The organism is Bacteroidales bacterium (genome assembly GCA_023228145.1).
Lineage (GTDB): Bacteria > Bacteroidota > Bacteroidia > Bacteroidales > CAIWKO01 > CAIWKO01.
The window spans coordinates 73,806-88,246 of the sequence record JALOBU010000004.1 but is presented as its reverse complement, the minus strand read 5'-3'; the positions used below and the strand labels follow the sequence as shown (position 1 = coordinate 88,246).

13 protein-coding genes are annotated in these 14,441 nt (G+C 37.8%); 6 read left to right on the top strand and 7 right to left on the bottom strand.

Annotation, left to right across the window (positions count from 1 at the left end; translation table 11 throughout):
- Positions 1-10 precede the first annotated feature (10 nt).
- The gene (locus tag M0R16_03080) at positions 11-517 is read right to left on the bottom strand and encodes a DUF5606 domain-containing protein (GenBank protein MCK9611868.1); all 507 of its coding nucleotides are present in this window, start codon (positions 515-517) and stop codon (positions 11-13) included.
- A gap of 39 nt (positions 518-556) precedes the next feature.
- Entirely contained in the window at positions 557-1,657 is a 1,101-nt protein-coding gene (locus tag M0R16_03075; GenBank protein ID MCK9611867.1) for a hypothetical protein, read from the bottom strand.
- Positions 1,658-1,747: 90 nt separating this feature from the next.
- On the opposite strand from M0R16_03075, the gene M0R16_03070 reads away from it, so the two are divergent.
- Positions 1,748-2,644: a DMT family transporter gene (locus M0R16_03070; protein ID MCK9611866.1), complete on the top strand. Its 897-nt coding sequence runs from the start codon at positions 1,748-1,750 to the stop codon at positions 2,642-2,644.
- A 258-nt stretch (positions 2,645-2,902) separates the two neighbouring features.
- Here M0R16_03070 and sufB read toward each other — a convergent pair whose 3' ends face one another.
- Positions 2,903-4,345, bottom strand: coding sequence for a Fe-S cluster assembly protein SufB (gene sufB, locus M0R16_03065; GenBank protein ID MCK9611865.1), 1,443 nt, complete (start codon positions 4,343-4,345; stop codon positions 2,903-2,905).
- Positions 4,346-4,573: 228 nt separating this feature from the next.
- On the opposite strand from sufB, the gene M0R16_03060 reads away from it, so the two are divergent.
- A complete protein-coding gene (locus M0R16_03060) occupies positions 4,574-5,353 on the top strand; it encodes a DMT family transporter (GenBank protein MCK9611864.1) in 780 nt (259 codons plus the stop codon).
- 17 nt (positions 5,354-5,370) lie between these two features.
- On the opposite strand, the gene M0R16_03055 is transcribed toward M0R16_03060, so the two are convergent.
- The gene (locus tag M0R16_03055) at positions 5,371-6,390 is read right to left on the bottom strand and encodes an inorganic phosphate transporter (protein MCK9611863.1); all 1,020 of its coding nucleotides are present in this window, start codon (positions 6,388-6,390) and stop codon (positions 5,371-5,373) included.
- An 11-nt stretch (positions 6,391-6,401) separates the two neighbouring features.
- Positions 6,402-7,049, bottom strand: a complete 648-nt coding sequence (locus tag M0R16_03050; GenBank protein ID MCK9611862.1) for a DUF47 family protein — start codon at positions 7,047-7,049, stop codon at positions 6,402-6,404.
- 535 nt (positions 7,050-7,584) lie between these two features.
- Between M0R16_03050 and M0R16_03045 the strand changes: the two genes are divergently transcribed.
- The 4 genes from M0R16_03045 to M0R16_03030 all read left to right on the top strand — a co-directional run bounded on the left by M0R16_03045 (position 7,585) and on the right by M0R16_03030 (position 13,166).
- Complete coding sequence (locus M0R16_03045; GenBank protein MCK9611861.1) at positions 7,585-7,935, top strand: carboxypeptidase-like regulatory domain-containing protein; 351 nt, start codon at positions 7,585-7,587, stop codon at positions 7,933-7,935.
- 94 nt (positions 7,936-8,029) lie between these two features.
- Positions 8,030-8,488 (top strand): hypothetical protein, encoded by a 459-nt coding sequence (locus tag M0R16_03040; protein ID MCK9611860.1) that lies wholly within the window; start codon positions 8,030-8,032, stop codon positions 8,486-8,488.
- Between the two features lie 72 nt (positions 8,489-8,560).
- Entirely contained in the window at positions 8,561-11,422 is a 2,862-nt protein-coding gene (locus M0R16_03035; protein ID MCK9611859.1) for an outer membrane beta-barrel protein, read from the top strand.
- Positions 11,423-11,552: 130 nt separating this feature from the next.
- Complete coding sequence (locus M0R16_03030; GenBank protein ID MCK9611858.1) at positions 11,553-13,166, top strand: T9SS type A sorting domain-containing protein; 1,614 nt, start codon at positions 11,553-11,555, stop codon at positions 13,164-13,166.
- 343 nt (positions 13,167-13,509) lie between these two features.
- Here the strand turns inward: M0R16_03030 and M0R16_03025 are convergent, their stop codons facing one another.
- Together M0R16_03025 and M0R16_03020 are read right to left on the bottom strand one after the other, a co-directional pair.
- Positions 13,510-13,857: a hypothetical protein gene (locus tag M0R16_03025; GenBank protein MCK9611857.1), complete on the bottom strand. Its 348-nt coding sequence runs from the start codon at positions 13,855-13,857 to the stop codon at positions 13,510-13,512.
- A gap of 218 nt (positions 13,858-14,075) precedes the next feature.
- Positions 14,076-14,441, bottom strand: a complete 366-nt coding sequence (locus M0R16_03020) for a hypothetical protein (protein ID MCK9611856.1) — start codon at positions 14,439-14,441, stop codon at positions 14,076-14,078.

Genomic DNA, 14,441 nt, shown 5'->3' with positions numbered 1-14,441 from the left:
CCGTGCTGCATTATTCTTCTGTAGCAGGAGTTTCTTTTTTAGCTTTATCCTGCTTTTTGCCTTCTTCAGCTCCTTCAGTTTCAGGTTTTATATCTTCTGCTTTTTCTTCAGGTTTAGCTTCATCTTGTTTTTCAGTAAAGTCAAGCATCTTGTTTCCGATAAGCTGATTATACCAGTTAAAGACTTTACGGATATCCGAAGCATAAACCCTGTCCTTATCATAATCGGGTAAGATCTGTTCAAAATATTCTTTAAGTTTCTTATCTTCTGATTTGTGGTCTAAAGATTTTTCACCATTTTCTTTTTCATAAATAAGCTTTAAAATTTCAACAAGAGGCTTTTCTTTGTCGGTGGTGAAAATGCTTATATCTTCGAGGTTGCTTATTCTGTCGGTAGTATAAACCGGAATTCTTTTTTTGTCAGTAAGCGACTCTACGATGAGTCCGTTTTTTGTGTGAGCTATGATTTTATATAAGCCGGGTTTGCCCGAAACGGAGAGAATTTCCTTAAAGTCCATATCAGTTATTTTGTGGCAAAATTAAAAATTATTATTTAATTAAGGTCTATTTTCGATTTCAATAATGCTGAAAGGGGTGGCATTATGTATAACACGGACAAAATTCAAACCTGATTTCTCTATCAGTGTTTTGTATTCATGCAGTGTTCTTTCCCGGCCACCTCTGGTGATTATCATCATCTGTATGTCAAGGTATTTACCGAACGAAGGCTTGTTGTCGGGCTTTATAATGGTTTCAATCAGAAGCAAACGGTTGCCGGTCTGCATAAAAGAAGCAGTATGTTTTAATAATGTAATTGACCTGTCATCATCCCAATCATGGATAATGTTTTTCATAATAAATAAATCACCTTCGGGAAGTTTATCGTTAAAGAAGTCGCCGCCTGTAATGGCAATCCTTTCCTGAACTTTTTTTATTGGTGAGTCAGGAGAAAGATTGTGAACCACTTCGGGCCTGTCGAAAAGTGTTCCTTTTGCCATTACATGTTTTAGCAGTATTTGCGACAGCAGGTGCCCTTGTCCGCCTCCGATATCTACAATATTTTTGTATTTCCCGAAAGGATAAGAGTTGACAAGTATGTTGCCAGAAAGCTCTGCAGTTTCGGTCATGGCTTTGTTAAAGTTGTTGCTTTCTTCAGGCTTGCTTCTTAGGAAGCTGAAAGGGTCGGTGTTGTATTTATAAGTTATGGCATTTTCGCCGGTTTTTATGCAGTGCATCAGGTCTCCGACTACCTGCCAGTTGGTCTCCCCCAGATGATGCATTACGAAATATCTGACGGTGTTTTTTTTATCAAGCATGGCTTTTGACAGGCCTGTGTTTTTAAATCTTTTCCCGGGAAGTTCTTTAAATATTCCGTCTCCTGCAAGCGCCCTGAGCATACGGTATAAAGTTTCAGCGTTGGTGTTGGTCATGGAAGCAAGTTCAACTGATGTCAAAGGCCCTTTTTGCAGACAGCCTGCAATATCCAGTTGTGCTGCCAAAGCAATACACTTTACTTTCCATACGGCTGAAATCTCTTCAAGCAACACAAAACCGGCAGGGAGCATATTCCGAACAATGCGTTTTAGGAAGTTTCTGAAAGCAAAGGTAGCTTGAATAATAAATAAGGGCGGAAGTTTTTTATCTCTGCTTTCCGGCATGGGAATTTTTTTGTAAAAATACATAAATTGATTTCGTGTAAAACATTTTGTTCCCTCATTATTTTACTTTAGCTACTTTTGCTGCTATATATGAAAAAAAATACCGCCCTGATTTATTTGGCACTAGTTTTATCTATGGTATTCTGGAGCTTTTCGTATATCTGGATAAAAAAAGTATACGTATATCTTAATCCGCTGACTACCGTTTTTCTCCGCCTGATAATATCTTCTATTTTTTTAATTGTGATAACTCTGGTAATGAAAAAATTACAGAAGCCTCACAGAAAAGACATACCTGTCATTTTATTCCTTTCTTTTTTTCAGCCCTTCATGTATTTTCTGGGGGAGAGTTATGGCATACAGCTCGTTTCTCCTACAGTTGCGGCTATCATGATTTCTACCATCCCTCTTTTTGTGCCCTTTTCAATGTATTTTTTAGCGAAAGAACCCCTGATGTCTAATAATTTCCTGGGTATCCTGATATCATTTTTAGGTGTGCTGATGGTAGTGCTCAATCAGGACCTTACACTTGCTGCTTCTCCTCTCGGCCTGATGTATATGTGTATTGCTGTTTGCAGTGTGATGGGCTATAGTGTTTTGCTGCAACGACTGCTTGAAAAATATAATCCTTACTCACTGATAACATATCAGAATATTGTCGGGATTTTTTATTTTTTACCCTTAGTATTACTTATAGATTATGAAGATTTAACTACCATACCTTACAATACCGATCTTCTGCTTAACCTTTTGGCATTGGCTGTTTTTGCTTCTTCCATGGCTTATTTTCTGTTTATGGTAGGCACCAAAAAAGTGGGTGTAACCAAAGCAACTTTGTTTACATATTTAATACCAATATTTACAGCTTTATTGTCATACATAATTTTTCAGGAAAAGTTTACTGTACTGAAAATTGTGGGCATATTTATAACTCTTGCCGGGCTTTTGCTTGGCAAATCGCCTTTTCAAAGAAAAAAGTTGCATTAATTATTGACTTCGCTTGATATTTGATGTAGCGTTATAAAAAATCACACAATATGATTTGCAATAAATGTCAAACTGAAAACGGATAATCCGCTCTTTTCTGTATCAAATGTGGCTCACAACTGAATCCAGTAATAAGCTCTGGAAGCAAATATGCAGATACTATTATCATCATTGTTTTCATTTTATTTGATGGTAAACAAGCTGTTTGGGCTTTCATTCAGAAGCTTATAAAGCCCTGTTTTATTGGCATAGAGCTTTTTAGCCTATGCTGCCTTCCATGCTGATGGATAGTAATTTCTGAGCTTCAACGGCAAACTCCATGGGAAGCTTGTTAAGAACTTCTTTGGCGTAACCATTTACTATTAAGTTGATAGCACTTTCCTGGTCTATACCGCGTTGTTTACAATAAAAAAGCTGGTCATCCGAAATTTTTGATGTTGTTGCTTCGTGTTCAACGATTGCGGATTTATTATCCACTTTTATGTAAGGGTAGGTATGTGCTCCGCATTTATTGCCCATTAAAAGCGAGTCGCACTGCGAAAAATTACGTGCATGAACTGCACCCTTGTTCACTCTTACCAGCCCGCGGTAGCTGTTGTTACTTTTTCCAGCTGAAATACCTTTCGAGATGATGGTGCTGCGGGTGTTTTTCCCAATATGTATCATTTTGCTTCCGGTGTCGGCCTGCTGATAATTGTTTGTTACTGCCACGGAATAAAACTCGCCGACAGAGTTATCGCCACGCAGGATGCAGCTTGGGTATTTCCATGTGATGGAAGAGCCTGTCTCAACCTGTGTCCACGATATTTTTGAGTTGTTGCCTTTGCAAAGGCCTCGCTTGGTGACAAAATTATAAATACCTCCCAGTCCGTTTTTATCGCCGGGGTACCAGTTTTGCACTGTTGAATATTTTACTTCGGCATCTTCCATGGCAATAATTTCAACTACAGCAGCATGAAGTTGGTTTTCGTCGCGCTGAGGAGCAGTGCAGCCTTCCATATAACTCACATAAGCCCCTTCATCGGCAATAAGCAGTGTGCGTTCAAACTGGCCGGTATTAGCAGCATTTATTCGGAAATACGTTGAAAGTTCAATAGGGCAGCGGATTCCACGGGGAATATAACAAAATGAGCCGTCAGTGAAAACGGCGGAGTTGAGTGCGGCAAAATAATTATCCCCATAAGGAACAACAGAGCCAAGATATTTTTTAACCAGCTCGGGATGATTTTGTATGGCTTCTGTTATTGAACAAAAAATAATTCCCTTTTCTTCCAGCACTTTCTGATAAGTAGTTTTAACGGAGACACTGTCAATGACTGCATCAACAGCTACTCCGGCCAGAATTTTTTGTTCGTTAAGCGGAATTCCGAGTTTTTCAAAAGTCTTCAGCAGTTCGGGGTCAACTTCATCAAGGCTGCCTGCCTTTTTGGTAGATTTTGGAGCAGCATAATAAATAATGTCCTGATAATCTATCGGAGGATAAGTCAGGTGTGCCCAGGTGGGCTCTTTCATCGTGAGCCATTTTCGGAATGCTTTCAACCGGAATTCAAGCATAAATTCAGGCTCATTTTTCTTTTTTGAAATGAAACGTATGATGTCTTCATTGAGTCCTTTCGGAGCTGTATCCATTTCAACATCCGTATAAAAGCCATACTTGTATTCCCCCTGAGTCAGCTCGTCAATTATATCATTATTTGTCATATTAAAATTATGTTCAGCCTGAATAATGATACAAAATTATGAAAAACCCGTCATGTGCTGAAACAAAATTGTTGAATAATTTTAAAATCATATTATTTCTCATGAAAATCAATCATTGATATACTTTTGCAGAATTAAATTTCTGTTATGGTTTATTTGTTATTATCCATAATCACTTCATCTGCCATTTTTGTAATGTTCAAATTTTTTGAACGTTTCCGGATAAATATGGTTCAAGCATTGACGGTGAATTATCTGGTGGCATTTATTTTCGGCTATTTCTCTGCTTCCGATTTGCTGACAGCTTCTGTTGTTATTTCAAAACCCTGGATCAGTTTGTCTTTATTATCAGGAATTTTACTTGTCGCTACTTTTTTTGTTTATGCTGTGTCGGTTGAGAAAGTAGGTGTGGCTATTACCAGTGTTTCGGGGAAAATGTCTGTAGTGATACCCGTACTGACAGGTTTTGTTTTTTTTAACGAAACGGCAGGGTGGATGAGAATCTCAGGTATTTTGCTGGCCTTGCTTGCTTTTTACCTTACGTTGAAAAAAACTTCTTCTCAGAAAGTCAGGTTAAAATATGCAATCTTGCCTTTTTTACTTTTTCTCGGCAACGGGCTGAACGATAGTGTTTTTAATATTTCACAGGAATTGTATATTACAGATGATTTTACAGATTTTCTGACGGTCGCTTTTGGGGTTTCGTTGCTAATTTGTCTGACGATATTATTAATACAATTATTTGGAAAGAAAAACAAACTCAATATACGAAGTATGTCTGCGGGCATTGCTCTTGGTTTACTAAACTGGTTTTCTACATACTTTTTTCTTGTGGGCCTGAGTTTTTTTGATGTTTCTGTTTTTGTGCCTGTATTTAATGCAAGTATAGTTATTGTAGCAGCACTTATTGGATACTTTTTCTTTAAAGAAAAATTTTCAGCCGTTAATTTTATTGGTATATTATTATCTGTAGTTGCTATTTTGCTGATAGCAGGCATAAAATTTTAATTGAAAGATAGCCGGGTTTAATGAGTCAACCCATTCGGGAATATCAGCATTAAAAAATAATAAGTACCCATAGCAACAAGCATGGTGGCCGGAATAGTTAACACCCATGCGATAACAATATTTTTCCCGACACTCCATCTCACTGCTGAAAGGCGCCTTGTCATTCCCACACCCATTATTGACCCCGTTATTGTATGTGTGGTGCTAACGGGTATCCCAAATAAAGAAGACCCGATTACACTTATGGCCCCGGCTGTTTCAGCTGCAAAACCATGAACAGGCCTGAGGTCTGTAAGCCCTACGCCCAGAGTTTTAATCACCTTCCATCCACCGGTAATAGTGCCAAGAGCTATAACGCTGTAACAAGATAACATCACCCATGTTGGAATGCTTTCAGGATACGTGTCGCCAAAAAATCCTGCACTGAATAAAAGTAAGGTAATTACTCCCATAGTTTTTTGTGCATCGTTGCTGCCATGTCCAAGGCTAAATACTGCCGACGAAAATAACTGCATTACCCTGAAAACCCTATCCACTTTTTTTGGCGTTACCTTTCTGCATGCCCACAAAGTTATTACCATAATTATATAACTGAGAAGCATTCCAATCAAGGGTGACAAAACAATGAAAAGTGCTACTTTAAAAATTCCTGATGCTACAAGAACACCTGTTCCGCCAACAACCAGTCCTGGTCCAATTAGTCCTCCTATAAGTGAGTGCGAAACACTTATAGGTAGTCCGAAACGTGTACATATAAATACCCAGATTATAGCTCCTATAAGCGCTGCAAGAATAAACAACGGTGTAATAACTTCGGGAGATACAATGTTTTTACCTATAGTTGTTGCTACATGGGTTTTGAAAATAAAGAAAGCCGCAAAATTGAAAAAGGCTGCCCAAAGTACAGCGACGAAGGGCGAGAGCACCTTGGTGGAAACGATTGTTGCAATGGAGTTGGCTGCATCGTTCATCCCATTCAGAAAATCAAACCCAAGTGCAAGTATCACCCCGATAATGACTATAGTCCAAATATCCATAATAGTAGTTTTTAATTTGCTTTAACAATAATTCCTTTTATCACATCACTGACATCTTCTGCCATATCCGTAGCTTTTTCCAGCGAGTTGAGCATCTCTTTAATCTTAATAAGCTCGATGGCATCTTTTTCATGCTGAAAAAGGTCAGACAGAGCTAAGTGATATACCTCATCAGCCTGATTTTCTATTTCGTTCAGGCGTATGCAGGCATCCATGATTTTTTTTGGATTTTTTAAGTTTTTTAACTCAACGACGGCGTTTTTTATTTCTCGTGTTGCCTGAAGAATAAGTTCGCTCATAACAAGAAAACATTGTGGTTCCGTTTTAGGGGGATGATTACGAACTTTCTGCCCAAAGCTGTTTATCATATCCATAACATCGTCAAGAGAACCGTTTAATTTGTAGATGTCTTCCCTGTCGAAGGGAGTGATAAAAGTTTTATTTAATTCGTCATAGAGCTTGTGAGTGAAATTGTCACCAATGTTTTCATGTTCTTTAATGGCATAGATAATTTTTTCTTTCTCAGTTTTATCTGAAATGAGAAAGTACTTGTTAAGCAATGTTGCCCCTTTTACTAAATTTTCAGCCGCTTCTTCAAACATCGGGAAGAATTTTTTTTCTTTTGGTGTAAGATAGCTGATTATTTTTGAGAATCCCATAATAAATTTAATTGTGAAGTGTATAAAATTTTTTCATTACAAAATTACATAGCAAGAACTTTACAGATAAAAAAAACAGGTTATGTTATTGCTAAGCTTATATTAAGTTAATGTTAAGTTTTTTATAAATATCAAGTTCTCAGGCAATTCTTGTTTTGTTTTCAGTACTTCAAGGTATGTCATATTAATAAAATTTTTTGGAGAATAACTCAACCCAGATTACGCAATAGAAACGTAGTGAACTATTGAGTAGCGCGCAGGATTGTGCGCTGAATCTGGGTAACCCCGACTTAGTAAATGTTCCTGGCAATTTTTAAATGCTGGGATTACATTTACTTTGTCGATTCCGTATTAAAAATTTACATTATAAATTATTTAAAAACAGTTAATTATACTTATTTATTCCTAATGCTACACATTAGAAAATTCTTAATGCGGAATTTGGGCTCAATTATTAATATAAACTTAATCCGCAATTAATATTCGGGTAACAATGACGTAGTTATTTTGTACCGTGAAAAAAACCAAAATAATTATGAAAAAATTTATGATGACATGTATTGCATTTGCAATGAGTCTTATTATGTCAAATGCATTCGGATTTACCGAAAACAATCCCTCAAAAAACATTCAGAAAGCTAATGTCAGCGGCAAAGTTCTTGACAAGCAAACGGGAGAAAGCCTTGCAGGAGTGCTGGTCATGATTGAAGAATCAGGATTGAAGGTTTATACAGACCTGGATGGTAACTTCTTATTTCAAAATGTAGACCCCGGCACATATACATTTAAAGTTAGTTACATTTCTTATTCAGTTAATGAACTTAAAAATGTTGTTTGCAATCCGGGCAATGATGTTCATTTAAAAATCGAAATAAGACCGAATTAATCTGCAAAGACAGCCATCATATTTTTTGATAACAGGTATAATACTCTGTTGTTTTCCTTGTAGCTATTTGTATAATATTTTTAAATTTTAAGTAATGAAGAAATTACTGACTATTATTCTCACGACCTTCAGTTTTTATGCTTACACACAGGAAATAGTATATAAAGACAGCCTTTACTATTGCCTGACGCTTTACACCGGTATTTATAAGGAATATTATGAAAATGGAAATATTAAATCCGAAACATCTGTTGTAAATGGAAAAATTGACGGAGAATATTTGAGCTACTATGAAAATGGAAATAAAAAGGAAATGAGAAATTATTCGGAAGGTATTAAAAATGGTTTATGGTGCGAATGGAATGAACAGGGTGTGAAAATGGCTGAAGCCAATTATGTATCGGGCAAGAAAAACGGCATGTGGTATATATGGGATGATAATGGAGTGAAGCGATATGAAATGCATTACAACAATGGAATGAAAACCGGTATCTGGATTATGTGGAACGGAAAAGGTGAGAAAATAAAAGAGAAAAATTATCACGATAATTAATTATGGAAGGTTTTTTTTCAAATATAAAGTACACCAACTTGAATACTTAATGACACAAATTATCAGAAAGCGATGAATTCTATTTTAAAAAACATTATTCTTACAATTATTTTCTTTACTGCTTCTTTGCATGTTTTCTCTCAAAACGAAACCATTACAGGAACAATCAGAGATATTAAAACAAAAGAAACTATTGTTGGTGTCACTGTAATGATTGAGGGAACAACTATCGGCGTGAGTTCCGACCTGGAGGGAAATTATAAAATAGGCCCCTTAAAACCTGGCTTATACAATATTATCATATCATATATTTCTTATAAAAAACAGCTTGTCCCGAATGTAAAAGTGGAAAAAGGGAAACAAACACGTGTAGATGTGGATTTGGAGGAGGTGAATACTGAGATTACGGGAGTTACTGTCATTGGAACGCGCCGCCACGACAGTGAAATTTCCATGATAAGCTCCATTAAATTTTCTGATATTGTTGTCAGCGGTATCTCAAGCCAGCAGATAAGCAAATCTCAAGACAAGGATGCAGCCGAAGTAGTAAGGCGTATTCCCGGCATTACAATATTAAGTAACCGCTTCATTGTAGTGCGGGGTCTGAATGAACGATATAATACGGTATGGCTTAATAATGCATCCACGCCCAGCTTGGAGTCGGATGTGAAAGCGTTTTCATTTGACCTGATTCCCAGTTCGTTGATAGACAACATAATGGTATATAAAACTCCTGCACCGGAACTCCCCGGAGATTTTGCCGGAGCAGCACTGCAGATTTATACCAAAAATATTCCTGAAAAGGATAATATCACTGTTTCTTATGGAACATCTTTCCTGGGAGGCACAACCTTTAAAACTTTTTATGAATATGAAGGCGGGAAATGGGATGCTCTCGGCTTTGATGACGGCACAAGGGCATTGCCCGAAAATTTTCCGGATTACAACCTGAACGAAATCCCTCGTGATGCGGAGGGTAAATTATTTCGCACGGAAGTAGGCCGCATGCTAAATAAAATATGGGAACCTCACGAGAGAAAAGCAATAAATGATAATAAAGCATCGTTAACATTAGCGAAAAAATTTAAAGCCGGAAAATCCACTTTTGGGAATATTACGGCAATAAATTATTCTGACTCTTATTCATCCCGTGAACTTTTCAGGGCCAATTATCTTGCGTTCGACAGGATAAATGAAGTAAGCGATACGGCCTATTATTTTAATGACAATCAATATACGAATACATCAAAAATTAATGCCCTTGTAAATTGGTCTTTCAAAACGGAGAAAGGGCATACCCTCGAATTGCGAAATCTGTTTAACCAGATAGGCGCTTCAAAAACCACACTGACGGATGGCAGGGACAATTACGGCGGCATGACCATTAAATCGTATGAACTTGATTATTCAGCGCGTACAATATATTCCGGGCAGCTTGGTGGGAAGCACCCGCTTAAGAACGATATTTCAAAAATGGACTGGACCATTGGATATTCTTATGCCAGAAAAAATCAGCCCGACATCAGGCGTATCACTTCAGTACTAAACGAAGATTCTGAAAGCCCTTATTATAATATGTATGGTGTAAATATCAATTTTGCTGCCAACTCCGACCAAAACGGAAGAATATTTATGGACACAAGAGAACACCTACTGACGGCGACACTTAATTTTGAACAAAAATTTCATTTTGGAAAATTTCATCCGGAAATAAAAGCCGGGCTTTTCTATGAATATAAATCACGTAAGTTTGACGCCCGCCTGCTTGGTTTCGCAATTGCAAAAACATCATCATTTAACTGGGAAATTCCTTACATGTCTATTGCTGAAATTTTTGCGGATACCAATATCAATGCTACAACAGGAATAAAAATTGATGAGCAAACCAACTCGCTAGATAAGTACAATGCCGGTAATGATATTCTTGCAGCTTACCTGGGATTTAAGATTCCCTTTCTTCAAAGGTTTAATTTGTATGCAGGCCTGAGGATGGAGAAGTATCATTTCACATTAAGTTCGGGAAGTGAGGAGTCGCCGGTCAGTGTTAAAAATGATACCATCAATTTTTTTCCATCCGCCAACTTGTCCTACAATATCAACGAAAAAAATATTATCCGTTTTGCCTACGGACAAACTATCAATCACCCTGAATTCAGGGAAGTAGCCCCTTTTAATTTCTATGTTTATGAGCTGAAAGCTTATTACAAAGGGAACCCAAGTCTGAAAAGTGCTTACATCCATAATGTTGAATTCCGTTATGAATATTATCCTTCATTATCAGAAATTCTCACAATAGGTGCTTTCTATAAGAAATTTAAAAATCCCGTTGAAGCAACAATGTATTCCGCGGGCTCCGGATGGGATTATACATTTGTCAATGCCGTTAGCTCATATAGTTTCGGGGCAGAGCTGGATATGAGAAAGTCATTTGCTAATCTGGCAGGAAAGAAGAACTTTTTAAGGCACTTTAAAGATTTTACACTGGTATTGAACGCGTCATTAATTAAAAGCGAAGTTACAACCGATGATGTTTTTGCACGTGAAAGAAAGCGTGCCATGCAGGGTCAGTCGCCTTTTATAGTCAACCTTGGCATTTATTATCAAAATGATACCCTTGGACTTGGAGTCAGTTTGTTATACAATGTAATTGGTAAAAGAATAATTTATGTCGGGAATGTGAACGACCCTCACACATACGAAATGCCAAGAAATATTCTTGATTTTTCTGTATCTAAATCTTTAGGAAAACATGTAAATATTAAATTCGGCATCAACGATATTCTCAATCAGAAACATAGGCTGGTGCAAACAGAAGAATATCAAAAAGATACGGATGGTGATGGCACTCCTGACAAAACGGTTTTACATGAACAAACCACCCGTTTGTATAAAACAGGAAGGTATTATTCTCTGGGTATAAGTGTCAGCTTCTGATTGTTTCGGAATGATTAGTTCCATTGCGCTTTTATTTTTACTTAACCTAATCTTATAAAAACCTTAATAGTAGCTTAACAGGGGATGGTTCATCTTGTAATAATTTTGTATCAAATAAAAAAAAAGAATTATGAAAAAGAAAATTATGATTGTAGTCATTTTGTTAATGACAATTTACACATTAAGGGCACAAACAATTAACGACCCTTTTTTCGAACACGTTAATTATTTTGGTGCCTTTGGAAGTACTGACTGGACAAGCGGCTGGTGCAACTGGGACCCTCAAAACACAGTATATCCGGCAACAAATGTAACAGTAAACAGTGTTGACACCATTAAAACAAATACAACATGGACCAACAACAACACATACCTGTTGAACGGGTGGATTTATGTTAAAAACAATGCTACGCTGACGATACAGCCGGGTACAGTTATTCGTGGCGATTACACCAACAAAGGTGCTTTGATTATTGAACGGGGTTCAAAGCTGATAGCCGAAGGCACATCTTCACAACCCATCGTTTTTACATCCAATGAAGATGTTGGCAATAGGGATTATGGCGACTGGGGAGGTATAATTCTGTGCGGGAGGTCGGTATTAAATATTCCCGGTGGAACTTCAGTTATTGAAGGTGGGCCGGGTTCAGTTTACGGAGGGGGTGCCAGCCCTGTTGTTGACGATAGTTCGGGTGTGCTTAAATATATACGCATTGAATTTCCCGGCGTACCTTTTGTGCAGGATAAGGAAATCAACGGCCTTACCTTTGGTGGTGTTGGGAGTAAAACAGTTGTTGATTACATTCAGGTTTCTTATTGCGGCGACGATGCTTATGAATGGTTTGGAGGCAATGTGAATTGCAGGCATCTTGTTTCTTACAGAACATGGGATGATGACTTTGACACCGACAACGGTTACAGCGGCATGCTTCAGTTTGGTGTGGCATTACGTGACCCTGATATTGCCGACCCGGGTTCGGGTTCAAACGGCTTTGAATCAGACAACGATGCAAACAGTTCTGTCAATCAGCCCCTGACAAAAGCGGTTTTCAGTAATTTCAGCATGTTTGGCCCTAAGGTTACAAAATCAACTTTAATAAACACAAATTACAAAAGCGCATTGCATTTAAGGCGTTCCACGGCAATAAAAATATACCATTCACTATTTGCCGGTTATAAAGACGGCTTGAAAATAGAAGGTGCAACAACCGATTCCCTGGCATTACTGAATCAGTTGGATATGCAATATACTTTTATTGCAGGAATCAGCGGCAGTGAATTTGTTGCTGGCACGGGAGTAACCATGAATATTGTCAATTGGTTTCTCAATCCTGCCAAATGCAATGATACTTTAAGTGAAAATACGGAGTTGATGGTCAACGGCCCTTTCACTCTGACAAGCCCAGATTTTTTACCTCAAACGGGCTCGCCTTTGCTAAACCGTGTGTGGTTATCGTGTGAGCCCGCAGGAATAATTGATGTGACAGAGCCGGAAGTGACAGCATTGTACCCAAATCCGACAATGGGTTTGACAAATTTAAGTTTCACCCTGTCGGATGATGAATTTGTAAAAATTGAAGTGTTGGATATTACAGGCCGCAGCATCATGATGCTGCAAAATGGCATTCTGGAAGCAGGCAGCCACAATATAAATTTCGATGTTAGTAAACTGAAAGCTGGTGTTTGTTTCATTCATATATCTGCCACGAAAAGTTCTGTTACAAAAAAACTTTTCGTTCTTTAAGGTTCAAGGTTAATAATTTATTATTGAAAAGCCCGGAATTATCCGGGTTTTTTTATGCTCAAAACATTAGGATTATTATCAATCAGTAATTAGTGCCAACAAATAATTTCCCGGCAAATACTATTTTGCTGTTTTGCGTTAAACGAATAAAATATATGCCTTCACTTAAATTCTCATGATTGATGCTTATTTCGTTGTTGTTAATATTGATTATTCTTTCAACCTACTGGCCAAGTGTGTTGAAGATTAACAAAGAGGCATCGGTTAGATTTTTTGTTGTTTTCAAAGTTGTTTTTGATGAAAACGGGTTGGGGAAAATCACAGTGGAATTTGAAGACGGTGCTTAGAAAGAAGTTTGTGTGGTAACAGATACGTAAGTCTTAAAAACCATATCGAAGCCGGTAGGATAGGTGCCTGACGGATCCGTGATCCTCATTTCGCCGCCCGGACATGTGCCGGGATTTTCTATCTGCACACCGTAAGGGTCGGGGAGCCCGCCGCCCTGAATGGGAATGAATTGAAATGTATATACCAGGCCTGCAATAACGGGTGCAGAAACTGAAAATGCCTGAAAGAAATTCCCGTTACCGGATACCGTTACAGTTTGCGTATATAATAATGTTCCTCCGGTCCCGGTACCTTCAAATATATTCAATATACCTGTTCCATTCATGGCATTAAAAAACCCCATATCAATCTGGCAAAGTGTACCTGTTATTCCCGCAGTAAAATCCTGCCATAAAGTATATTTATTGAGATTACGAGCACTGGTGCCACCGTTTTAATTCAACTGGCTTTGGTCAACAGTATTGCATTGTGCCAATACCACTAACGGGAATAATAATGATAAAGCCAGAGTTACAGATGTTTTACTGAGATGCCTTTTAATATAAGTGAAATACTTTTCTTTTATGTTGACAATTTTTTTAGAAGATAAGTGTTAGCAGTTATGGCAGCAACTGACAATAGGAAAAGAACAATAAAAAACACCACCATACTCCATTCTCCTCTTTGTCCGTAATAACCTGCCGCATTCAGAACGGAGTAAACAACTATCGCGTGACCGGTCATATTGGTCTCAACACTGAGAGGCCGTTTTCCCAACATCATAAAGCCGCTGACAATCAAAATAACTGCCATTATAAATTCAGCATACAAATGAAACCCCATCTCGATTAGGCCTTCCTCAATATCACCCTGTATAATCAAAAACCCCCACATGGCAAGTACAGCAAATCCAAGCAATATGGAGTAAATACCGACTGTTTTTTTCAT